General features: G+C 56.9%; 15 protein-coding genes. 6 read left to right on the top strand and 9 right to left on the bottom strand.

Annotation, left to right across the window (positions count from 1 at the left end):
* Positions 1-8: 8 nt before the first annotated feature.
* Positions 9-650 (top strand): histidine phosphatase family protein, encoded by a 642-nt coding sequence (locus EKD03_RS09125; protein ID WP_129629805.1) that lies wholly within the window; start codon positions 9-11, stop codon positions 648-650.
* Positions 651-822: 172 nt separating this feature from the next.
* Entirely contained in the window at positions 823-2,847 is a 2,025-nt protein-coding gene (locus EKD03_RS09120) for a hypothetical protein (RefSeq protein ID WP_129629803.1), read from the top strand.
* Between the two features lie 20 nt (positions 2,848-2,867).
* On the opposite strand, the gene EKD03_RS09115 is transcribed toward EKD03_RS09120, so the two are convergent.
* The 8 genes from EKD03_RS09115 to EKD03_RS09080 form a co-directional block, all read right to left on the bottom strand.
* Positions 2,868-4,316: a glycosyltransferase family 39 protein gene (locus EKD03_RS09115; protein ID WP_238613458.1), complete on the bottom strand. Its 1,449-nt coding sequence runs from the start codon at positions 4,314-4,316 to the stop codon at positions 2,868-2,870.
* A 135-nt stretch (positions 4,317-4,451) separates the two neighbouring features.
* Positions 4,452-6,662 carry a hypothetical protein gene (locus EKD03_RS09110; RefSeq protein WP_129629801.1) on the bottom strand — a complete coding sequence of 737 codons (2,211 nt, stop codon included), beginning with the start codon at positions 6,660-6,662 and terminating at the stop codon, positions 4,452-4,454.
* A 43-nt stretch (positions 6,663-6,705) separates the two neighbouring features.
* Entirely contained in the window at positions 6,706-7,464 is a 759-nt protein-coding gene (locus tag EKD03_RS09105; protein ID WP_129629799.1) for a 3-keto-alpha-glucoside-1,2-lyase-like domain-containing protein, read from the bottom strand.
* Between the two features lie 223 nt (positions 7,465-7,687).
* Complete coding sequence (locus EKD03_RS09100) at positions 7,688-9,922, bottom strand: hypothetical protein (protein ID WP_129629797.1); 2,235 nt, start codon at positions 9,920-9,922, stop codon at positions 7,688-7,690.
* A gap of 13 nt (positions 9,923-9,935) precedes the next feature.
* Positions 9,936-10,712, bottom strand: a complete 777-nt coding sequence (locus tag EKD03_RS09095) for a 3-keto-alpha-glucoside-1,2-lyase-like domain-containing protein (RefSeq protein WP_129629795.1) — start codon at positions 10,710-10,712, stop codon at positions 9,936-9,938.
* A gap of 12 nt (positions 10,713-10,724) precedes the next feature.
* Positions 10,725-11,954 carry a glycosyltransferase family 4 protein gene (locus EKD03_RS09090; RefSeq protein WP_129629793.1) on the bottom strand — a complete coding sequence of 410 codons (1,230 nt, stop codon included), beginning with the start codon at positions 11,952-11,954 and terminating at the stop codon, positions 10,725-10,727.
* Positions 11,955-12,076: 122 nt separating this feature from the next.
* Positions 12,077-14,260 carry a hypothetical protein gene (locus tag EKD03_RS09085; RefSeq protein ID WP_129629791.1) on the bottom strand — a complete coding sequence of 728 codons (2,184 nt, stop codon included), beginning with the start codon at positions 14,258-14,260 and terminating at the stop codon, positions 12,077-12,079.
* 62 nt (positions 14,261-14,322) lie between these two features.
* Positions 14,323-15,183: a class I SAM-dependent methyltransferase gene (locus EKD03_RS09080; RefSeq protein ID WP_129629789.1), complete on the bottom strand. Its 861-nt coding sequence runs from the start codon at positions 15,181-15,183 to the stop codon at positions 14,323-14,325.
* A gap of 170 nt (positions 15,184-15,353) precedes the next feature.
* Between EKD03_RS09080 and EKD03_RS09075 the strand changes: the two genes are divergently transcribed.
* The 3 genes from EKD03_RS09075 to EKD03_RS09065 all read left to right on the top strand — a co-directional run bounded on the left by EKD03_RS09075 (position 15,354) and on the right by EKD03_RS09065 (position 22,474).
* Positions 15,354-16,811, top strand: coding sequence for an MGDG synthase family glycosyltransferase (locus EKD03_RS09075; protein ID WP_129629787.1), 1,458 nt, complete (start codon positions 15,354-15,356; stop codon positions 16,809-16,811).
* Positions 16,812-17,086: 275 nt separating this feature from the next.
* On the top strand, positions 17,087-20,113 hold the full coding sequence (gene secA, locus EKD03_RS09070; protein ID WP_129629784.1) for a preprotein translocase subunit SecA: 3,027 nt from the start codon (positions 17,087-17,089) through the stop codon (positions 20,111-20,113).
* Positions 20,114-20,284: 171 nt separating this feature from the next.
* Positions 20,285-22,474: an ArnT family glycosyltransferase gene (locus EKD03_RS09065; protein ID WP_129629782.1), complete on the top strand. Its 2,190-nt coding sequence runs from the start codon at positions 20,285-20,287 to the stop codon at positions 22,472-22,474.
* Positions 22,475-22,680: 206 nt separating this feature from the next.
* On the opposite strand, the gene gnd is transcribed toward EKD03_RS09065, so the two are convergent.
* Positions 22,681-23,586 carry a phosphogluconate dehydrogenase (NAD(+)-dependent, decarboxylating) gene (gene gnd, locus EKD03_RS09060; protein WP_129629780.1) on the bottom strand — a complete coding sequence of 302 codons (906 nt, stop codon included), beginning with the start codon at positions 23,584-23,586 and terminating at the stop codon, positions 22,681-22,683.
* Positions 23,587-23,857: 271 nt separating this feature from the next.
* On the opposite strand from gnd, the gene sppA reads away from it, so the two are divergent.
* The gene (sppA, locus tag EKD03_RS09055; protein ID WP_129629778.1) at positions 23,858-24,886 is read left to right on the top strand and encodes a signal peptide peptidase SppA; all 1,029 of its coding nucleotides are present in this window, start codon (positions 23,858-23,860) and stop codon (positions 24,884-24,886) included.
* Positions 24,887-25,071 lie beyond the last annotated feature (185 nt).

Here is a 25,071-nt window from a genome sequence, read left to right as displayed (position 1 = left end):
TCGCCCCCATGCGTATGATCATTGTCCGCCACGGCGAGAGCGAGTGGAACCGCATCCACCGCTACCAGGGTCAATCCGACTCACAACTCTCCGAGTTGGGGTTGCGCCAAGCCGAAGCACTGGCCGAGCGCCTAAAGAGTGAGCCGATTGCGCATATCTACACCAGCCGCCTCCAGCGCGCCGCCCGTACCGCCGAGGCGATTGCGATCCACCACCCCAATGTGCCCTTCGAGCATGCCGAAGAGTTGCTCGAAATCCACCACGGTGAGTGGCAGGGCAAGTTTATTGATGAGATTACCGAGAAGTATGCCCCTGGCCTGCGTGAGTGGCGCGAACATCCCACCCGCTCGCAGATGCCCGGCGGTGAGAGCTTCTCCAATGTGCTCAAACGCAGCCTCGATTTCCAAGAGCGAGTCTATGCCAAGCATAAGGGCGAGACGATCCTGGTCAGCACGCACGATGTTGTGGTGAAGGTTCTGGTTGCCGATGCCATCGCCATGCCGATGGATCGCATCAATCGCCTCTGGATCACCAATGCGAGTATTAGCATCATTGAGTATGGCGACGATCTGCCCTTCCTGGCCGCGCTGAGCGAAGCCTGCCACCTAGGCAGCCTCGCCACGACCCGCGAGGGCCAGAAGGCGTTGTAATGCGTAGGGGCGCATCGCGATGCGCCCCTAGCAGGGGTATGGGGGCCGCATGCCCCCATGAAAACATATTTTGCTGGTGTGGTTGGCCGCAAAGCGGCCAACCACACCAGCAAAACCATGGGTTTGGGGCGTAGCCCCAAAACGAGCTTCCCGGAAGCTCAAAGAACAAATCTTGAAACACCTGCTTGCATTCATCGGCTACCTCGCCGCCAGCGTCGCCTTTTTTGCCGTCGCCGTCCCATCCATGCAGATCGCCTTTCCGGGTGGCCCGGTGGCGGGTATTGATGGCTGGCAGCATGTCTGGCATCTCTGGTGGGTGCAACACGCCCTCGCAACAGGGAGTAGCCCGCTCTATACCGATCTGCTCTACTATCCCGGCGGGGTCAACTTAGCGATCCACCCGGTCAATATCGCGAGTGGGATCATGGTTGCTCCAATCACCGCCCTCGCCGGGCCGGTGCTGGCCTTCAATGTAGCCCTGCTGCTCGCCTTCGCCCTGGCTGGGTTGGGTGCCTACCTGCTGACCCAGCGGGTGGGGGTGTCGCCACACATCGCCTTTGTTGTCGGGCTGCTCTTCACCTTCTCGCCCTTCCACACCACCAAAGCCTATGATGGCCAACTCGAAATGGCCTCGTTACAATGGCTCGTGCTCTATGCATGGTTACTGCTGGTTGCCCTAGAGGAACGTCGCTCGCTATGGGCGATCCTGGCCGGAATCATGTTGGCGCTGGTCGGCTATACCAGCCTCTATTACCTCGTCTATGGCGCGGTCTATAGCCTAATCGCGGTGTTGCTCTGGCTGCCCTGGCGCAGCGGTGGGCGAGTGCTGCTGACAATGCTCTCCCGCCTCCTGCTCGTTCCGGCCACCGCCGCCCTCACCATGGCACCGCTGCTGCTCGGTTTGGCCAGCACGGTGATCGAGATGGGCCAGGGTGGTGGCGATTCTTCCATGCTGGCCGATCTGATGATCAAACGCTCGGCCAATCTGCTCGACTTCTGGCTCCCCAGTTACCTCCACCCACTCTGGGGGTCTGCGGTGGCTCAACTTGGCCCCATCCTCCACCCTGGCATCTCGGCCTGGAATAATGCCCTCGGCTATACCACGCTGGCCCTCGCCGTGGTCGGATGTGTGCGTGCATGGCCCACTGCCCGCCGTTGGCTCGTACTGGCCCTGGTGGGGTTGGTGCTGGCCCTCGGCCCCCAACTGCTGGTTGGCCCCTTCCAGACTGGCATTCCCCTGCCGTATCGTCTGCTACTGCTCGTTCCGGGTATGGAGATCGCCCAACGTCCCAGCCACTTTGTAGTGCTTACCAACATCGCCCTGGCACCACTGGCCGGGTTGGGGCTGCACTACCTCGTCACCCACTATGCTCAACGGGCACTGCTGATCGTGCTGGGCGTGGCGCTCGTTGAGTTGGCCCCACCGATCTGGCCCACCCAGCCCTTTGTTGTTCAACCCGCCTATGCCGATCTGGCAGGCAAGCCAGGGGCGATCCTAGTGCTGCCGGTGAATATTGATAGCAGCCGCGATCTGCACGACCAGATCACCCACGGACGGCCACTCGTGGGTGGCTATCTGGCGCGCATTCCCTCTTACCCGTTTGCCGAGTTCACCCCCGGCCTGCGACAACTGCGCGAACTACACCCGCACCCCGACAACCTGCTCACCTCCACCAGCCTGCCCGCTGTTCTCGATGCCTTTGATGTGCGCGATATTGTCGTCCACTGGGCGCGTATTCCCCCTACCCAACGCGCAGATGCCGAGGCAGCCATTGCGCAGGTAATCCCCGGCATCATCCCCACGTACTACCCTGATGGCACGGCGATCTACCATGTACCAGATGGGCCACGTCAACCCGTTGCCTACTTCGGCAACGGCTGGTACCCGCAGGAAGAGGCCGCTGGGCTACGTTGGCGCTGGATGCGTGAAGCCGGCGAGATCCTGCTCATGAACCCCAACCCGCAGCCTATGGCTATCAGTATGTACCTGACGACAGAGAGCTATAGCCAAGCCCGCTCGGTAGACATGGATCTGAATGGTAGCCCCATAGGCACATGGCAGGTGAACCGCGAACGCCAAGCCCGTAGCTTCCACATCCTGCTCGCCCCTGGACTCAACCGGCTTAACCTGTATGCGCCAACCAGCCCTGATCCCAGCGGGCGTGGACCAATCAGCATTGTGTTGGTGCAACAGTAGGGACGCAAGATTTTGAGTCTCTACGAACAATTGGTCATCAGACGACAGCGATCAAAGAGTAGTGACCAGATCTTGCCCAAGATCTGCCCCGGTACCTCCACAAATTGGTAGTAGAGCATGCCATCCCAGATCAGACCACGCCGGAAGCCATCCGCATTGCGCACAAAGGTCCACTGGGCAATCAGACCCACATTCCAATAGACGAGCAACGCGGCGATCAACACGAGAGGCCACGTTCCTAAACGTGGCCGCACATCCTCGATCAGCAGCGCCAACCCCAGCACAATGATCGGGGTACACTCGATCAAGCGGCGGAAGCCAAACGAGCCACTCAGGTGCCAGGTTGTACCGAAGGCTCCGTTGATGTAGGTCTGGGCCAGAAAGCCGGTGAGCAGCATCCAGGCCAAGCCGCAATCGCGGCGAGCCAGACGCGGTAAACCGAAGAGGCCGATCAGCAACACAGGTGCCCACAGAAAGGCACCGTGGGCCGGATCGAAGAGCGTGTCGAAGAAACGAGGACTGAGCCAGTTGAGTTTACCAGCCACAGTAGATGAAGGGCCAGGGCGGCCATTGAGGATCTGGTAAGCGAGCAACTGCGGCGTCACCGTCAGCACCAGCATTGCCACAAAGGCGAGGTGTTGCCCCAATTGTAGCCCCACTCGCCGCCATGCCTGAGTACGCAACAGCCCGATATAGCTCGCCAGCGCCTCTAAGGCCGGAATGATCAGCAGCAACCCCAACTGCTCACGAGTCATCACCATCAAGCCAGCCACGAGGCCAAGACTGATCCAGGTTCGCAGGCTACGTTCCATACCTCGCCCAGGCAACCAGATGCTCAGGAAGAGCGTGAAGAGAAAGAAGCCATTGGCATGCGACCAAGGCATAGCAATAGTGGTATAGAAGAGCAGCGGCGAAGCCAGAAAGACGGTCAGAGTAGCCAGCGTGGCAGCCAGATCACCAACATAGCGCCGGGCGAGGCGGTAGGTCAGTTGTAGGCCGAGCATACTATACAGCGCGGTCATCCAGCAGGTAGCCAGGATATAGGGGCGGCTATAGCCATCGCGGGCGATCTCGGCACCCAACAGGTTCGCCAGATTGACCCACACATCGGCGAGGATGAAGCCGGGTGCCCAGAGGATAGCCGAACCCACCGGAGCTACATTGCGCAATAGCCCCGTAACCGGGTTCGGATTAACCGCATCCTCTCGCAGCAACGCATTGGCCACGGCATGATCATCAACCCGCAGACCCGCCTCGGCAAAATAGGTGTATTCATTGCGAAAATCGAGATCACGATCAAAGTAGACTGAGCGCAGATAGGCATAGTACTGCACCTCATCACTGAGGGCAATTCGGGGCAGCGCTAACGGCAGCAGCGCCAAACAGAGGAAGAAGATCAACCACGGGCCACGATCACCCTGAAAAAGGGTAACCCAAAGACGTTGCCGCAGCATCAAAACCTGAGTCATCTCAACATCATCTCCGATGGAGGGAGTGGCTGTACCGCACAACTTCGACACGCTCAACCAGTGGCGCGGAGGCTGAACATGTCGAAGCCCCCGCGCCACATCCCTACCGTCTCAAGACATTCAAGCCAAGCCCACTTAACGCACAACAATTGGCAAATGCACCTTCGGATAGGTCAATTCCGTCAGATTGACTGTTGCTACCATGATTGCTGATTCAGGTACTGGGTTCCCAGCACCATCAAGGACACGCGCAAAGACATAGTAGGTTCCGGTAGATATATCACTGGCCTTCAAGCCACTCAACAGGCTCCAGTTCTGAATCGTGAAGCTATTCGTGGTACCAGGAGCTTCGATAGGATACCAGACCAGCGCCGTATTGGTAGGATTATTGGTACGACTATTGGCCAGCCACACTCCCCAGAAATGGCGGCCCGGATAGTCATCATTGATGAGTATATTCGAGAAATTGAGTGTCGTCATGATTGTCGCATCAGGCTTTGGAGTCGCCGTGAATGATCCACCACTAAAACTGGGGATATTGGGATCATAGATAACCGTCGTACTATACGTCTTCTCGTTACCCACCCCATCAGTCAGCTTAATCCAGACCTGATTACTACCAACGGGAAACGTTCCTGGTACTGGTTGGACATTGCTAAAGGTGTTATTGGTGATCGTCATCGGTTCGCCAAAGGATGTTGATGTACGCCCAATCGCAAATGTTTTGAGGCCGCTACACTCATTTACCCCCTGCATTCCGATAAAGATCTGCTGTTCACGGGTATAACTAGGATGACCATCACTTGCCCCACCATCGCTACTAAAATCACCCAATTGGGCAGCCAATGGAGTGAAGGTTGATGGACGATCATGGGTATAGGGATTGGTCATGACAACAAATGCCGTCACATCTGTATCAAAGATGACACTATCCGAAACCACCAAGCCGGTGACTTGACTGGCATTACGAAATTGCACATAGAGCGTTGAGGGGTTGGTACAGGAAGCAGCCGTCAATACTGCCGAAGGCACATTGATAGTCTTCGTCGTCGCAAAGGACTGCCAGCCCCCCGAATCATTCACCGCCTCAGTAGGTGCCGCATTCCAACGCCAGATCATACTGACGGGACTCCCTTGGGGATTCTCAAAGTTAACGGAGACGCTCGTGTCCCCTTTGATAGTCTCGGTTCCACCTGCAATCTTAGGCGTAGCCGTCACCTGTGGCGTACCACCACGGAAGCGGGCATACAGGATCTTCTGTGGGGAGACGCTGAAGTTCTCAGCAACAAAGTGGGCATAGGCACCGCCCGAACTGACCGCGAGGCGGGAGTTAAAGAGTACGGTTGTATTTGCAGTGACTGCCGTCACAAATGATGATTGTCCGGATTGACGGTAGGTATAGTAGCCGCGCAACGCGCCAGACACATCTGAAATCCAGCCCAGATGTATCGTTCCTCCTGCATCTGCAATCACATTCGCCGTACCTTGGCCGCTACCATTCGCGAACTTAACGATAGACCAACTATTAGGTGCTTGTCGTTCCGCATAGTAAAAACCCGGCCCAATAGAACGCCATGCGGCATAGAACTTTCCGTTCGTATCAACCGTCACCCCAACATCCGCAGCACTGACTGTACCCGTCAGGATTTCGGTCGAGAAGCCACTGCCATTCCAAATAGCAACAGCCGCCTGGAGATCTTTCGTGGTAAACCCAATTCCCACCTGCCCGCTTGCATTAATACTAATTGAGGGCGGAGAAGAATAGGTCTCTTGGGTAGTTGTATAGGGGCCAGCAAAACTATTGGTTGATTGGTTCCATATCTTTAGTGAGAGACTGGTACCAACACCTTGCCAGATAATAAAGGCTTGGTTGTTCCCAGATACAGCAATTTGGGGAAAGATCGGGAAAGCGGCCGAAGCCACCTCACGGCGCGAACTCCACACCCCGGTTATGGGATCACGACGACTCATCCATATACGACGCTCATCAATACTACTCCATGCAGCAAAGACGACCCCATCATTCCCGGTTGCTAACGCCACGCTTGCGAAGTTTGCTTGACCCTTTGCAACACCGATACTAAAGCGTGATCCGACTGAGGTTGCCTGTTCATTCATTGACCAGATCATCGCATCGGTGATACTCACAGTATTATTCGTACTGACTCCGCTCCCGATATAAACCGTCTGATTATAGCCAGCAACACTGGGGTATTTTGTTAAGTTTGAGTCATTGATCGTAAACTCTTGGAGGAGTTGCGAACCAGTTTGCCCATTGGTAGGTTGGATCTGAAATACAAAACCTATGAGCGCAAGAAGTGTGAGCAGGAGAAACAAGCGTCGCATAATATTCTCCGAATGGGTCGAACCAGCTAGTACAATCTGGTACTTAGGGTATAGAGACCATCACATCATCAAAGAAGATGCCACTGATCGCAAAGGTGAAGATTCCAGCCCGACCGCTCGGCAACGGGTTGGAATCCTGCGCAACTACCAGCATCTGCCCATCGAGTTGTACCTGAACGCTAGTTCCTTGCACGCTGAGTTCCAAGGTATGCCACATGCGAGGTGTGAATCCTGCCGTCTTAGCCTCAGCCAGTGTCGTCACGACTCCATCCACCACCTTCTCTAGCACCACCTTCGGGCTAACCTGATACTCGGTCGAGAAGAGGCGTACTCGGTAGTAGGATGACTGGGTCGGCTCAGTCCCTTGGTAGCGAGCGATCAGCCCCACCACCCCGTTATATTCATCGTAGAAACTGGTGCGGATCGTATAGTCTTGCCATGTCGCATCCCCAACCAATGCCGCCGCCTCGTTAGGAGAAGGGTTACGTGCCGCCCCCGATCCAACTTGCACCAAACGCCCGTTGCGCACCTCCCAGGCCGCCGTCAAATCGGGCAGCACATAGGTCTGATCCACAAACTGCCACGCAGCCAACGCACTAGCATCAGCAAAACTGCTCTCGAAGAGCACATTGCTGCTCGCCAAGCCCGCCGGAGCGGTTGGGTTGGGGCCAACGGTAGGGGTGGGTGGGAAATCTGGATAGGTTACAAGGGGTGCGGGTGTCTGGGCTGCCCCCTGTGGGGCTTGGGTCAATACTAGACCCAACCCGCCCAATACCAGCACGCCCACAATGAGGCTCATCATGAGGGGGAATCTGGAAGATTGCTTCAACATCTATATACTCCTAACATAGCACGTTACAGATAAAAAGGTTCTTCTCATTTTACTACGCTTTGGATACCAGCGTGAGATAGAAATAAAAAACTGTAGGGCTTTGCTTAGGTAAGCGCGTATTGGGGTGGTGTTTGGCGGCTGCGCCGCCAAACACCACCCCAATACGCAAGATTTATGGGGGCCACGCCCTTACTTAGCGCATAACCGCCGGCAAGTTGACCTTGACCGGGTTGAAGTTACTCGGAACATCTATGCGCAGGGGAGTTGCAATTGTCGCATTCCCTGCCCCATCCAGGAAGCGCACATAGATGTAGGTTGTTCTTGGGCCTGGTGTGGGTAGTGGCTCGGCCAATCCTGCCGTTAGGCTCCAATTGCGTACCCGCACGGTGGTCGCATCTACATCCTCAACCGGCACCGCGATCCAGTTGAGCGTGGATGGGTTGGAGACAATCGAGGGACTATTTGCCAACCAGACCCCCCAGAACTGGCGCGTTCCGTTACGATAGATATTGTCACTCACGACGACATTCGGGAAGGTCAAATCCTGAAGGATGTCTGCTTGTGAATTGGGAGTAGCATTAGATATACCAGCGCTGGTAAAGCTTGGCACAACATCATCAAACACCATCTGAACACTCGTCTCTTGGGTGTTCCCCGCCCCATCCTGAATGATAATCGTGACTGGCCATGAACCGGTCTCTAGGTTCGCAAGATCGGGTAGGGGTACAAGACCCTGATAGCGATCATTCACGAGTTTATAAATCTCGCCACTACTGCCATTATGCGAAAGGGTAACACTACTAACCCCACTACAATCACCCGCATTATAGGCATCCAAGTAGACAACCGCAATGCGAGTATGATTGGGATCACCGGCACCGACTGCGCCTTTACTCAGCGCCAACTCGGCGGCAAGGCTATCGGTATTGCTGAGTGATGCGAGGGCGATATAGGGATTGGTGATGCTTGCGCGGGCTTGGACATCCGAGTCGATGATCACCGAATCGGTCTTGGCCGGTACTTCAACTACGCCGGTTGTAACATCCTTGATCTGGGTGTACAACGTAGCGCTGCTACATGAAGCGACACTTGGCACACTCACATTAATGGTAGGATTAGTGAGACTCAGAGCTTGCCAAGGATTAGCATCAGTGGGTGCCGCCCCCCAGTTCCAGCGCACTTGGTAGGTATTGCCTTGTACAACACGAAGATCGGTGAAGGAGACACTGATCGTAGTCTTGTCCTTCACCCCTACCGAGTTTGCCCCACCTGCAATCGCCGGGGTAGCCGAAACTCCCGTTCCAGGTGCGCCAGCAAAGCGGGTGTAGAGGATCTTCTGCGGATTAATATTGAAGTTCTCCGCAACCATATGTGCGTAGCGACCACCAGAACTGATACTTAAACGTGAGTTGAAAATCAGTGAAGTACTAGTTGATGCAGCCGTTAAGAAGTTGGATTGGCCAGCAAGACGGTAGGAGTAGAATCCTCGTAGCGACCCTGATGCGTTAGCGATCCAAGCTAGGTGAACCGTACCACTGCCATCAACCAATACATTGACCGTTCCCTGAATGATTCCTGGTACAATTTGGCGTGATGACCAATTAACTCCATTGCTACTTTCACCCAAGAAGACCCCTGAAAAAGCACCAGAACTATCTAGTCCACGCCATGCAGCATAGTACTTTCCATTCGCACCTATCGCAATTGAGCTATCAGACCCTTGTACATTCCCCGTAAGATTGAGGTTCGAGAGGCCACTACCATTAAAAAACGCCACCGCTGTCGCGAGATCCTTGGTTGAGTATGTAATCGCCGCCTGGCCATTCGGCCCAGCTGCCACGGAAGCAGGAACCGAGTAGGTCTGATATTGTGTATAATATGGCCCCGACCAAGATCCATTACGATAGACCCTCAAAGAGAGTGGAGAATCAACCTGATTCCAGATTATATAGACATCCGATTCATAGACTGCAATCTGCGGATATAACATAAGCCTTCCAGAGGCTATTGAAATAACTGGACTCCATGTCTGTGAACCACTCGGTAAGCGACTATAGTAGATACGACTCTCATTAGAACTACTCCAAGCCGCATGAATATCCCCATTACTGCTGCTCGCCAACGCAACAGAAGAGAAGTTAGCTTGCCCAGATAAGCCACCAATACGAGACTCCCAAGCAATCCCACTAGCCTGATCTCCTAATGACCACGACCATGCATCGGTAGATAATGAACCACCGGTGCTAATCCCACTTCCAATATAGACCTTATCGTTATAGGTAGTGACACTGGGATACTTCGTAAGATTCGAGTTCCCAATCGTAAATTCGAGTTGGCGTTGTGGTGCTGACTGTCCACTCACCGGGCGGATCTGCGCTGAGAGGCCAATCAAGGCCAGGAATGCTAAAACGAATATGTATCGTCGCATAGTATGCTCCTAGTTACGGGGTTACTACAGACATATCATCAAAGAAGATGCCACCAATCGCATAGGTGAACAACCCGGCCCGACCGCTCGGCAAGGGGTTGGGGTCTTGTGCAGTTACCAGCATCTGCCCATCGAGTTGTACTTGAAGGCTGTTTCCTTGGACACTAAGTGCTAAGGTATGCCATATACGGGGAGCAAAACCCACCGTCTTCACCTCGGCCAGCATCGTACTCACCCCATCCACCACCTTCTCTAGCACCACCTTGGGGCTAATCTGGTATTGCGTGGAATAGAGGCGCACCCGATAGTAGGAGGATTGGGTCGGTTCGGTGCCTTGGTAACGGGCAATCAGGCCCACAATTCCGTTATACTCGTCATAGAAACTGGTTCGAATCGTATAGTCCCGCCACGCTGCATCACCCACCAGCGCCGCCGCCTCGTTTGTGGATGGGTTGCGCGCCAACCCGGAACCGACCTGCACCAACCGTCCATTACTCACCTCCCATGCAGCCTCCAAATCCTTGATGATGTAGGTCTGATCCACAAACTGCCATGCGGCCAGCGCATCGGCATCATCAAAATTGCTCTGGAAGATAACGTTGCTGCTCGCCAACCCCGCCGGAGCGGTTGGGTTGGGGCCAACCGTCGGGGTTGGAGGGAAGTCCGGGTAAGTCACGAGCGGTGCGGGTGTCTGCGCTGCACCCTGCGGGGCTTGGGTTAAGGCTATGCCCACCCCGGCGAGGACAAGCAACCCTATAATCATACTCATAAGCAAAGATGAACGCTGCATTAGTAATTCTCCTTATACTACTGTCTGGTAAAGACGTAAGAGATCAGCGGCGATCTGGGCTGAACTGAAGGCCGGAGCCATCCCAAAGGCACGCTCGCTATAACCCTGCCATACGTCCCGATTAGACAAGAGGGTTCTCAGCGCCTCAGCAATAGCCTGGCCCGAACATGGTTCCACGAGTAACCCGGCCTGCTGCTCCGCCACATAGGCACTCGCGCCTGTGGTGCGGGTCACTACTGGGGGCGTGCCAACAGCCGCAGCCTCAATCACCACCCGGCTGAAAGATTCGGCGACCGAGGGCACAACCGCAACATCGGCCCCGGCAAGGTAGGCCATTGAGTCACGATGAGGTATCCCACCCACGAGATGGACATCATCCACGACACCTAATTCAGCCGCCCGCCCACGCAGGTAGACGGCGTAGTCGCCAAAACGGGGTGTGGTGCGGTTGGGGCCAACAATTAACACTTGCGGACGTAACCCCAAACGACGGAGGTGGGGTAGGGATTCCACGAGGTATGCGATGCCCTTAAAGGGGTGCAGACGATTGAGGCTGACCACAATTGGGCGTTGCGGATCGAGGTTGTGGCGTTCGATCAACATCGCACGGCTACTCTGGCGTAAAGCGGCCAGATCATGCCCTTTAGGTGGGTAGCTGTCAGCCGTAATGTTATAGGGAATAGCAACCACCTTCTCAGGTGCAGCCCCTCGTGTCATCGCCAAATCACGGATCTGTGGCGAATCGGCACGCAGAGTCACGGCACGCCGAAAAATGAGGGGCAACATTGCTCGCACGGTTGCAAAGCGCGCATAGCCATAGTCATAGGCAGGCTCGGCCATAATATCGGCCCCCGGAAGCGTGACGGCTAACGGTGGCGAGGAGCGTCGCGGAGTGAGGGTGGCCACCAAACCTAACGGGAATGCGGTCTCAATATGCACCAAATCGTAGCGTGCAGATCGAATAAAACGCCGATAGTAGCTGATCGCCCCCGCCAAATAGGGATACGGCCAGATCGCTGCAAGCGCACGGTTACTGAGCTTGGTTGGAGCATTGGCACTAACGGGTAATCGGTAGATGGTAATTCCATCTTCGACACTCGTGGTCAGGCGATCAATGCCCGAAGCAAGAGAGAGCACATCAGTCGTCACGCCAGCGGCACGCCAAGCAGCGATGACCTCAGTATGGATGCGATTCCCCATGGCGGCGCTATCGTAGCGCGGAATGAAGTAGAGTAGTCGCATAGTTTCAGTAGCGCCGCAGGCATGGCGGCAACAAAATCCCAATGATGATAGTATAGGGATTGTACCCTATATACCGAATGACGATGGCAAAAAGTTTCCTAACAATTTGCTAGGATTGCCATTTAGGGCAACCGTTCCCACAACTGCATCTCACGCCCCGAACGGGTGGTGATAGTAATGAGGCGATACTGATCACGAAGCCCGGCTGGCCCACCAAAATAGCTCTCCCAGATCTGGGGGATGTACGTTGGACGCCGTTCTTGCAAAACATAGACCGGATCGTGTTTTTCGTGGCCAGCCACCCCCTGACCCATAGTTGGGAGCGACATACGGGCAATATGCTTTTCGGTCAGGCCAAAGAGATCGATCACCGAGCGTTGGCTATAGTAGGCAATGGCACCCGCTCCCTGGGCGGCAATCGTCGCCGATGGTTCGCTGTGATCAGCCATCCACCAGCCAATCTCGCGCCAGATCCAGACGGTCTGATCCATCCCGCTGATAGTTTTGTCTATCGGCGTAGTGCGTAGCAGTGCCAGTGTACCACCTAATCCAAAGGCAAGGGCCACGAGGATCGCATAGATCCGCTTGGGTTGGGGCGGTGTCAGGCTGGCTATCCCATCAACCAGGAGCAGCACCAACCAGGGCAGCACCGGTACAAAGAAGCGCTCACCCCGAAAATGATCGCCCCCCACGGCGATAATGTAGGCGGTGTAGGTGAGTGCGAGCAGCAACAGGTAGCTGCGCCACGAGTGGAGCGCGGTGCGCCAATCCTTCCACCATGGCCAGAAGATGAGCAAAAGGAGTGGCCCACCGAGTGTGATTGCAAAGCTGCCTGCATAGGTTAGTCCGCGTAGGATCTGCGACCAGCCCCCCCCGGTCTTGGCATAGAAGGTGTTGGGGAGGAGATCGCCATAGTAGTTCCAACGCCACAGAAAGTAGGGCAGGAAGATGAGTAAGAAGGTGCCCAGAAGCCATGCCCCAGAGGCCAAGCGAGTACGAACGTTTGTTGGTGTTGGCGTTGGCCCCAGAATCAGCAAGTGACCCACCGTTAGCCCACACACCAAGATGCCCTCCGGGCGGGTCATGGCGGCAGCGGCAAGGAGCAACCCGGTGGCGATCAGCCAACTCCGCCGGATCTGGCTGAGTAGGTAGGTGCCGCTTGCGGCCAGCACCAACAGCGCGAAGAAGCCCGTCTCTAAACCTGCCCCGCGTGCGGTGTAGAGTAGCAGGCTTTGGCTGGTAGCCACCAGTAGTGTTGCCGCCAGACCCCAGTATGGGCCGTAGAGACGGCTGGCCATGATGTAACTCAACACCATGATCGCCAGTCCTAGTTCGATCCCGCTCAGATAACTCCAGACCACCAGATCACCACCAACCGCCAGGACACCCGCTGCGATCATTGTCCAGAGAAAGTTGGTGTAGCCTTCCACCCGCTCGCCCACGTTGTAGACAAGGCCATGACCCTCAACCAAATTCTGGGCATAACGAAAAGAGATGAAGGCATCGTCGGTGAGCCATGTAGGCCAGAGTATGCCACTAAATGTGACTGTCAGGGCGATAGAAATCAGGCCCAGACGCACCAAGGTGGGGCGAACGAAGGAGACCAGCAAGATCGTGACGAGCAGGAAAGAGCCGGAAAGAACAGCGAAGGGTAAGGTCGGAGGGCGATCCCCACTTGCCACGAGAGCCAAGCCGAAACCGGCCAGCATAAGCGTAACGACCACACTATGGATAGGGGTAGATTGAACGATGAGCAACCCTGCCAAGAGACTCAGGCCCAGTGCCACGACGATCAACGTCAACCAATCTATCTGTGGAATCGGACGGAGAGTGAGGTCGGTGACGAAGAGACCTAAGGGACGAAGATCCTGTGCGGACACAAAAGTGGTTGTACGCAGATTAAGACGCAACTCGCCATCAACAGTGGGCTGGGCTAAGACATAGTAGGTACGGAAACGCTGATCGGGAATGCTGGTTGCGAGAACCTGCCCATCGGAGAGGATACTGAATGGCTCTGCTCCTGCCGGATGGGAACGCAGCCGCATCTTGAGCAGATATGCTGGAATGAGATTGGCCTTATTACGCAGTTGAATTACGACTGAACTACTCGTCCAACGGTAGGCTTCACCATTGGGGGTGAACTCCCGTTGATAAAAACCAGCATGAAAGACTGAATCGGTCATTTGCTGATTGCGTAAGCCAAGATCAATCCTGTCAACTCGCAACCGTGCCAGACCTACCAAGCCAAGTGAGATCAGGATGACGAGTAGCAGTAGTGCCCCAATGGCAAAGAAACGACGAAACAAGCGAACCTTCCTTCCTAATCCACCAACCGCCCGCTGCTGCTACCACCAGAGTCATGCCATCGTCACGGCTTGCGCAGCGTAAACATCACATAGAGCGGATCGCTACGGTCGTAACGCTCCTCTAAGGGATGCACGATCAGGGCCAAGAAGAGATCCTTGAGCACAAACCGCCGCCAATACTTGGTCAGTTTGGTCTCGTGGTAGCGCCCATTGAGCCACGAGCGCCCAAAGCCGCGCCATTCACCCACGCGGGCATTGAATGGGCGTACATAGACCCGTTCGATATCGGCGTCGGTATAGAAACGGAAGAACGAACCAGCCTTGCCCTCCTGTACGAAGGCGTTAGGTTCAACACGGATAAACTTACGAATACCCTTAAAGAAGTTGGTACGCTCAGTACTCGTGTAGGGGATGGTGATCGCCGCAACACCACTACTGGCAAGAACGCGCCCAATCTCCACACCCACCGACTCATCATCGGGGATGTGCTCCAGCGAGGAGATCGCCGCGAGGCGCTCGACACTGTCGCTGCGAATGGGCATCGCCGTGGCACTCGCCACTAGCGGGAAGAAGCGCCCATCACCGGGGCGTGCGGTGGCCCGCCGCTTGGCCAACTGCCAACGCACCCGGTCAGCGTCAAGCTCCAATACAATCACATCTACCCCCTCCTTAGCCAGCATATGCGGGTAGGAGGAAGTTCCCGATCCAATATCCAGCACCAGATCGCCCCGGCGTAACCCCAACGCCTTAGCCGACCAGGGGTACTCGATCAGACGCCAGAGGCTAAAATCATTGACTGTCTCACGCAGAATGCGCCAGCCATTAAGCGCAATCTCGTAGGCGATACAGCGCAGACCACTGAGCTTGACCGGCTCACCAGCGGGCTGAGTCGCAGAGGTTGGTTCGATGGTCGCAGTTGTCATCTAGATCTCTATATCCTTCATGGGAAAGTTACACATATAGCCAATAAAGCACCTCAGTATAGCACATACTCACCGCACGGTTGAGAGATCATGGTGTATACTCACTGCGTATAGCCTCATAGCATCCTCACCATCTCGCTCAACTGACACCCAATGGAGCGACACTCCCTATGACGAATCTTAAGCGAATCCTGATCCTTTCGGCAAGTGTCGGATCAGGGCATAAATCGGCTGCCGCCGCGATTGAGCAAGTCTGCCGCACCCAACCCGGCGTTGAAGTACTCAACCAGGATGCGCTCAAACTGACGAGTAGTATCTTCCAAGTGACAGCCTCGGATGTCTATTTCGCGCTCGTGAAGGAGAATCCCTGGCTGGTGGGTTGGTGGTATGATCAGAACGATGAGCCATTCCGCAACGAAGTTGGCGCAATCCAACTCTGGAATTTGCTCAATTCACAACCACTCGCCAAGTTTGTACTCGACTACAACCCGGATGTGACGGTCTGCACCCACTTTATGCCCGCCGGAGTGGTGGCTCAACTCATCAGCCAAGGGAAATCACATACGAGCCTCTCGATTGTCACCACCGACTATGATTTCCAGGGGATGTGGCTGAGTCGTGTCTTCAATCGCTATTTTGTCGCTATTCCTGAAACCAAGGTACATCTGAACGAACTAGGGGTAGACGCATCACGGATCACCGTGTCTGGTATCCCAGTCAATCCGATCCTTGGCCAACCAGTAGACCACGAGGCGGTACTGAAGAAGTTTGATCTGCGCAGTAACCGTCCGATCCTGCTGGTTTCAGCCGGGGCACTCGGTGGCGGCCCCGTGCGCGACATTGTAGCCCAGATCTTGCGCATGCAGACCCCGGTGCAAACCGTCGTTGTCTGCGGGCATAACAAACTGCTCCGCGATCAGGTCGCGACCCAGATCAGTGGGGCCAAAGAGCATTTCCGGGTGCTCGGTTTCACCCACGAGATGCCCGATCTTATGCGAGTGGCCTCGCTCTTCATCGGCAAGCCAGGTGGCCTGAGTGCTTCAGAGTGTATGGCAGCGGGGTTACCGATGGTGATCGTAGACCCTATCCCCGGTCAGGAGGAGCGTAACAGCGATCATCTGCTCGAAGCAGGCGCAGCGGTACGCTGCCGTTCGCTCATGACGATGGCGTATAAGATCGATCAGATCTTCGCCCAGCCGGGACGCATCGCATGGATGCGCGAGAATGCCCTCGCACTTGGCCGCCCCGACGCCGCCCACACGGTGGTGGCACAACTGCTCGAAGAGACCCAAGACTCCCACCAGTTTAGCGAAGCCGATCTGCGTCGTATCATCGCCGCTGCGAGTAGCGACGCTGTACTCCCACCGCCTGAATCCTCCAGCAGTGATGCGCGGGTCTCGCTCTACCACAATGATACCGGCGTCTATATCGGAGCTATTAGTCCCGCCCAACTCCAGTTCCTGATTGATCAACTTGAGGAGGAGAGCGACGAGGATGAGACTTACTTTATTGATCGGCCAACCCTTACCTGGCTGGCCGATCAAGGGGCAGATCGCAATTTATTACGCCTCCTAACGCAAGCGATTGCCGAGCGCGGGCATTCGGAGATCCGGTGGGTGAAGGTATAACTGTTCACACTTCTCCTGGGAGCGAGGGCATCTTGCCCTTGTATCCACGCCGAGAGTAAGATATTTTTGTGGTGTTTTGGCGGCTTCGCCGCCAAAACACCACAAAAATATTCTGCGGGGGCGGCTTCGCCGCCCCCAAACCCCCACCGGAGGTGACTTTGCACATGCCCTGGTTACCACCGCAGATGATGTTGCCCCATCCTCTTGGGGTCGGGTATAATGCGCTCCAGTGTGCAGTTTTTTGCCAATAGATGCTTACGGAGAAGAATAGAGCCATGTTCAATTGGCTGAAGAAGATAGTTGGTGATGGCAATGATCGGGTGGTCCGCCAGATCCAACCCCTCGTTGATGAGATCAATCGCCTGGAAGATAGTTATAAAGCACTGAGCGATGAAGCGTTACAGGGCAAGACCGCCGAGTTCCGCGCCCGCTTAGCGCAGGGTACCGAGCTTGATGATCTGCTCCCCGAAGCCTTCGCCACGGTGCGCGAGGCGTCGCGGCGCACGCTCGGGATGCGCCACTTTGATGTGCAGTTGATCGGTGGGATTGTGCTGCACCAGGGTAAGATCGCTGAGATGAAGACCGGTGAAGGGAAGACGCTGGTCGCTACCCTCCCACTCTACCTCAATGCGCTCACGGGCCAGGGCGCACATCTGGTCACCGTCAACGACTACCTCGCGAAAGTTGGCGCGGGCTGGATGGCTCCGATTTACCACTTCCTGGGTATGAGTGTCGGTTTCATCGCCCACGATACCAGTGCGCTCTATAATCCCGATTATGTTGATCCCCAAGCCAATCCAGAGGATCAGCGCCTCGTTCACTGGGAGCGTTGTCACCGCCGCGAAGCCTATGCCGCCGATATTACCTACGGTACCAACAATGAGTTTGGCTTCGACTACCTGCGCGATAATATGGCCTTCGAGACGGCCCAGATGTCGCAGCGCGAGCTTCACTTTGCGATTGTGGACGAGGTTGACAACATCCTGATTGACGAGGCACGTACTCCGCTGATCATCTCCGGGCCAGCCCAGAAGAGTAGCGAACTCTATCGCCAAATGGCCGTGCTGGTGCGCAACCTCAAGCGCAGTACGGTCACGCCCAAGCAGGTGAAGGAGGATGGGCTCCTGCCGAATGGCGACTTTATGATCGAGGAGCGTAGCAAGAGTATTACCCTCACCGAACAGGGAATCGAGAAATTGGAGCGCTTGCTCCGTATCCCAGAAGACGAGGGGCTCTACGATCCAGAACACTATGAGAAGACCCATTATGTCGAAAATGCACTAAAGGCAGAGTTCATCTTCCACCTCGATAAAGACTACATGATCACCAGCGAGGGTGAAGTGGTGATCATTGATGAGTTCACCGGGCGTGCGATGCCGGGGCGGCGCTGGAGCGATGGGCTGCACCAGGCGGTTGAGGCCAAGCATGGCGTCGAGGTGAAGAACGAGAACGTCACCCTGGCCACGATCACCTTCCAGAACTACTTCCGTATGTATACCAAGCTGGCCGGTATGACCGGTACGGCCTATACCGAGCGTGAAGAATTTGCCAAGATCTACAATCTGGATGTGGTGATCATCCCCACCAATAAGCCAATGCAGCGCACAGATCTGCCCGATCAGGTCTACCGCAGTGAGCAGGCCAAGTTTGAGGCGGTGGTGCGTGAGGTGCAGGAGATGATCGAGATCGGGCGTCCGGTGCTGATCGGTACCACCTCGGTCGAGACGTCGGAGCGCGTGAGTGCGCTGCTCAAACAGAATGGGGTTGAGCCACACGTCCTGAATGCCAAGCAGCACGAACGTGAGGCCGGAGTTGTTGCCCAGGCCGGGCGACTCAGGAGCGTGACGGTCGCCACCAACATGGCTGGCCGTGGTACCGACATCCTGTTGGGTGGGAATCCTGATGGGTTAGTGGATGATCTGTTGGCCAAGCAGGGGATTGCGTTTGAAACCGCCACCCCAGAGCAACTTCAGGCCGCCCGCGAGGAGGCGGTACGCCTGACCGCCATAGAGGGGGCGAAGGTACGCGAACTAGGTGGGCTGCACATCATCGGTACCGAGCGCCACGAGGCGCGCCGCATTGACAACCAGCTCCGTGGTCGTGCGGGTCGCCAGGGTGATCCCGGTTCGTCACGCTTCTTCCTCTCACTTGAGGATGAACTCATGCGCCGCTTCGGCCCAGTGGATACCATCCGCAAGATTATGGGGCGCTTCGTTGAAGACGATCTGCCGCTTGAGGCGGGGATGCTGGATCGCACGATTGAGGGTGCCCAAACTCGCGTCGAGGGCTTCAACTTCGATATTCGTAAACACACCGTCGAGTTTGATGATGTGATGAACAAGCAGCGCCAGATCATCTATGCCGACCGGCGTTCCATCCTGGACGGTGCCGATATGCGCGAGCGGGTGCTCGACATGATCGGGGAGGAGATTGCGGCGCTGGTGGACGAGCATCTGCCAGCAGAAGCGAGCCGTGAAGAGTGGGATCTCGAAACCCTGCTGCGCCAGTATCACAAGATCAACCCGCTGCTGCCCGCCAGCACCACACCTGCCAGCTTCGCCGATAAGATCCGTGATGAGATCGAGAGTTGGCTGGTCGAGCAGATCGAACTGGCCTATGCCGAACGCGAGCGGGTGATCAGCCCCGATCTGATGCGCGAGGTAGAACGCCGCATCATGCTGGCCGCGATTGACCGCCAGTGGATTGATTACCTGACCGCAATGGACGGATTGCGCCAATCCATCAATCTACAAGCCTATGCGCAGAAGAACCCGCTCAACGAGTTTAAGCGCGAGTCCTTCACAATGTTCGAGCAGTTGAAGGATCTCATCACCCGCGACATTGTCTACAATGTGATGCACACCTCGTTCGAGTACGAGAAGTACCTGCGCCAACTCGCAGCCGAGCAGGAGCAGCGCCTCGCCACCGCCCAGCGAGCGGGAGGGAGTAGCGAGGAGCAGGCCGAACAGGCCACACAGAGCAAAGCGCAGCGCAAACAGGTGCGCATGCCAGGCCGCAATGATCCGTGCCCATGTGGCAGCGGCAAGAAGTTCAAACAGTGCCATGAGGGCCGCACCGACGAGATCATGCACCTGCTCCAGGCGCAGAGCCAACCCCAAAACAAGACCGCCCAACTTGCCCAAGCGGCCCCACCACGCCCCGCGCAGCGGCGCGAGAACCCAGCGGTTGCTGCCGAGGCGGCCAAGATCCTCCAGGCCCAGCAAGAAGCCAAACCGACCGAACCCACCCCCACACCCCGTGGGCGGGATGGCGCGGGTGTGCCACGTGGCAAGAAGAAGTAGGGGCGCGTCGTGACGCGCCCCGGTGGGGATTTGGGGCGCAGCCTCAAGCATGGTTTTTCGGGCGGTAGCCCTAAAGTTCATGTCTATGGGCAAAGCCGCCCCCAAAGATATTTTTTGGTCTCTGTTGGCGGCTTCGCCGCCAACAGAGACCAAAAACTGGGGCTTGGGGCTATGCAAGACATCCCGTTCCACTCCCAACGCTACCGTTGGGGTTTGGTACTGATTGTCATAGTGGCAATCATCCTGCGAGTGAGCCTCTGGTGGTGGGGGAGTGCGAGCGGTGTGGTGCCCCCCGGCGACGCCGAAGAGTACTACCGCGCCGCCGTCCATATACTCCAAGGCGGCTACCACGATGATGGCAAGTGGCTGCGGCCACCTGGCTACCCGGTGCTACTCGCGCTGATTCTGCCCTGCGCGGGGATGGATGTCAGCAACGCGATGCTGATTCAGGCTATCCTCATGGGCGTGGGTGCGCTCGCCTTCAGCGGGTTTGCGCGGCAGATCTTTGGTCGCCATGATGTCGCGCTGGTTGCGGGCATGATCGGGGCGATCTTCATTCCCTTGGCCACCTTCGCCAGTGCGCTGTACGCCGAGGCACTCTTCGTCACCCTGATGATCCTGGGGTTGACCAAACTAGATCAGGCGAGTGAGACGGGGCGTTCCCGCACGGCCTTTTTCGCTGGGATCGTGCTGGCCGCCGCCACGCTCACCCGTGCGGTCGGACTCTTCTTCATTCCCCTGGCCGCACTCTTCCTCATAGTACCTGTTCACACTTCTCCTAACATTCATGTTTTGACGCCAAGACGCCAAGGCGCAAAGCCGGCAACAAAACCTTTGCGTCTTGGTGCCTTTGCGTCAACAAAAGATTTCTTGTACCCCAAGTATGAACAGATACTCCTCATACTGCAAGCCAGTAAGCACCGTTGGCGTTTGGCGCTGGCCCTGGCTCTAGGAGCCACCTTGCTGATCGGCCCGTGGGCACTACGCAACTACCTCGTCCATGATCACCTGATCTTGGTGGACACAAATGGGGGGATCAGTGTCTGGTTTGGCCAAGTACGCAACCCCGAAGAGAAGGCCGCCCGCGACGCCGAACTCTTCGCTATTCCCAACTTGGCCGAGCGTCAAGCGCTGGCTAACCGCTGGACGCTGGAGCGTGTGCAGGAAGATCCGGTCGCGTTTGTGGTGCGCATGCGCTACAAGGTGGCCTCGCTGCTGATGCTGCAAACCCGCAACTACGCGGCCGGCGATCTGATCGCCATCGCCTCGGATGGAAGTCCCGTGGTGCAAAATGCAGGCGAACTCTCCTTACCGCTCACCCTCCTCGCCGATGCCGAGTACATCATGATCATGCTGGCGGGAATGGTGGGGATTGCCTTCGCCCCCAACTACCGCCGCGCCCTACCGGCGCTGCTGTGGGCGGCGATCACGGTGGGGTTAGTGGCGATCAGTATCGGGCATCCCCGGCTGCGCCTACCTCTGGTGGCGGTCTACATTCCCTTTGCCGCCTACGCCCTGATGCAACTCGCGCACACCTGGCGCAAACTCAGGCTGCGCTGGCGTGACCCGCGCTTGTACGCGGCGCTGCTCGGCATACTCCTCTTCCTCGGCCTGATCGCCAGTACGCGCTACATCACCTGGATCAAGGCGGAACGCTACGCACTCCAAGCACATGGGGCGGCCAGCGCAGCCATGCTGATCGCCGCCCAACAGGTTGATCCGAGTAACCCACTGCGCAGCATCGCCCGCGCCGATTTCGCACTCGCCCAAGGCCAAGCGGATGTTGCGGATCAACACTACCAAGCCGCACTCGATCTTGAAGGGCGCAGCCAATACGCCCGCGCCATGCGCATCCTTCTGGCTGGCGAGCGTGGCGACACCCAGGCGGCTGAAGCAGAGTTGGCGGCGATCAACGCCTACTGGCGGGCAGGCAACGACCTCTACCGCTGGGCATGGGAACATGTTGAAGCTGCGCCACCCCAACGAGTCATTCCGGGCGACCCGATGATGTTGGGGTTTTACCGGGGCTTTGCCCCGGCGAGCTTCGATCTAGAACGGGGGGCGTGGACGCTAGGTAAAGCTGAGGTGCGACTGCGCACCACCTGCGGAGCCGCCGTGGCCCAGCTACGCGGAGTTGCGGGGCAGGTGGCGGAGCTACACGTACAGGGCAGCCCGCAACCACCCATGCGCATCGTCCTGGACGGCAGCGAACAGGAAGTACAGGTCAGCCTCGCCGATCTACCCGGTTGCGAGCGAGGCGAGGCTGTGACGGTGCAGATCAGCAGCCCGACCCATCTCCTCGACCTGGCGCGTGCGCCGTGGTATGTGGGGGTGGCGGTTACGCAGGTGGAGACAAGGTAGCGCCGCAATATGTTGCGTCGCCATGGGTAGGCGACGCTATATGTTGCATCGCCATGGGTAGGCGACGCAATATGTTGCGTCGCCATGGATAGGCGACGCAATATGTTGCGGCGCCATGGGTAGGCGACGCAATATGTTGCGGCGCCATGGGTAGGCGACGCAATATGTTGCGGCGCCATGGGTAGGCGACGCAATATGTTGCGGCGCTACTCCTCCACCTTCTTCACTGCGTGACCCCCAAACTGGTTGCGCAACGCCGCCAACACCTTAGCCGAGAAGCTATCATCCTGACGCGAGCGGAAGCGCGTCTGGAGCGAGAGCGTAATCACCGGGGCCGGGACATCAAGATCGAGCGCCTCCTGCACCGTCCAACGCCCCTCGCCACTATCCTGCACATAGCCCCGGATCTGATCGAGGTGCGCATCATCGCTAAAGGCGCGTTCGGCAAGTTCGAGCAACCATGAGCGCACCACACTGCCCTGGTTCCAGAGGTGGCTAATCTTTTGCAGATCGAGATCATAGCGCGAACGCTCCATAATCTCGAAGCCCTCGGCATAGGCTTGCATCATGCCATATTCGATCCCATTATGGATCATCTTGACGAAATGACCCGCGCCTGCCGGGCCGCAGTGCAAGTAGCCATCGGGCGGCGCCAACGTCTTGAGCAGCGGCTCGATATGTGCGAAGGTGGCAGCCTCCCCGCCGACCATCGTACAATACCCGACCTGCAAGCCCCAGATGCCACCACTCACCCCGGCATCAAGGAAGCGCAGCCCCATCGCCGCAAGCTGTTCAGCGTGAGCAATACTCACCTTATAGTTATTATTGGCCCCATCAACCATAATATCGCCCGGTTCCAGCAGAGCAGCCACCGCCGCGAGGTACTCATCAGTCGCTGCACCAGCGGGGAGCATCAGCCAGACAATCCGGGGCGGCGTGAGCGCCTGCACCAACTCCGCTAAAGAGTGTACGGCGACCGCACCATGGGCATTAGCCAATTCGACAGCCTTCTCAACACTGCGGTTATAGACAACCACCCGATGGCCGCCTTGGAGCAGGCGGATGCTCATATTAGCCCCCATACGACCGAGGCCGACCAAGCCGAGTTCCATGGTGATCCCTTTCTCTTTCTTCAGTGGGGGTTCGGGGGCTGCTACGCCCATTGACATGATGTTTAGGGCTACAGCCCTAAAACTTAGTTGGGGCTACGCCCCAGACCCGCTTTTTCTCGTATGTTGGCGGCTACGCCGCCAACATACGAGAAAAAAACTTCTTCGGGGGAGGCGAAGCCTCCCCCGAACCCCCGCCTATCATTGGCATTTGTTCATCTGAGTGCATTATACTGCCTAGGAGCGCTTCAAGGTAGCCAAAGGAGTCGGTGCTATGGAGACAGAGACAGAAAAAGCGAAAGAGAAATCTCGCGGTGGGCGCGGTTGGCTGATCGCCCTCTCGATCATTATCGGCTTGGTGCTCGCATGTTCAATCCTACCGCTAGGCGGCATGGCGCTCTTGTTGGCCTTCGCCGATGGGGATAGCAATTCGAGCGGGCCACTCGCAGCCCCGCGCTGGCAAGAACAGACCGTTATGGGCAGCGGACTGGATCGGGTAGTGATCATCGAAGTCAGTGGCACGATTGGATTAGGCAGCGACCCCTTCAGCAATAGCCTGGGCCAGAGCGACATCCTGAGCCAGATCAAACAGGCAACCAGCGATCCCCTGGTGCAGGCGGTGGTCTTGCGGGTAGATAGCCCTGGTGGTGGGGTCGTGGCGAGCAGCGAGATCCACGCCGAACTCCTCAAACTACGTGAGGCGGGCAAGACCCTCGTGGTGAGTATGGGCGCCACCGCAGCCAGTGGCGGCTACTATATCAGCGCACCAGCCGAGCGCATCTACGCCAACAAAGACACCTTCACCGGCAGTTTGGGCGTTATTCTGAGCCTGACCAACTATGGCGAAGCCTTTGAGAATCTAGGACTCAAGAGTTATGTCTACAAGAGCGGGGCATTGAAGGACATCGGCTCAGCCACCCGTGAGCCAACCGCCGAGGAGAACGCCGTCCTTCAGCAACTGGTAGACGAGGCATACCAAGGCTTCGTGGACGTGATCGCGGAGGGACGCGGGCTACCCCGCGAGCGGGTCTTGGAGATCGCCGATGGGCGCATCTACACCGGGGCGCAAGCCTTGGAGTTGGGGTTAGTGGATGAACTCGGCAATCTGGACGAGGCCATCGCGGGGGCGATGGAACTGACCAACCTCGACAACGCCTTGGTAGTACGCTACACCAGCAGTTCGTCGCTACGCTCGCTGCTGCTCAGCCGCCTGAGCGCCCCACAGGCGACGAGCGACCCGTTAGGGCTGCGCAGCATCACCGATCCGCCCGCGCCAGTGTTGGAATACCGCTGGCGGCCGTAGGAGCAGAGTGCCCCACGCATCGATACTGAATAGATCGGGGCGTGGGGGTCATTTAGGCTGAGGTACACCCAAATCTTGGCAAATACGCCATGCAGTGTAAGTATTCACTAGTCCGTAAATTAAGACCTCTTGTGTTCTATCGCCACGTCACTTAGACTGGTGGCATGAAAAAACAGCACCTCACC

Source organism: Candidatus Oscillochloris fontis (assembly GCF_004138135.1).
Taxonomy (GTDB): domain Bacteria; phylum Chloroflexota; class Chloroflexia; order Chloroflexales; family Chloroflexaceae; genus Oscillochloris; species Oscillochloris fontis.
This window is presented reverse-complemented; position numbering and strand designations above follow the sequence as displayed.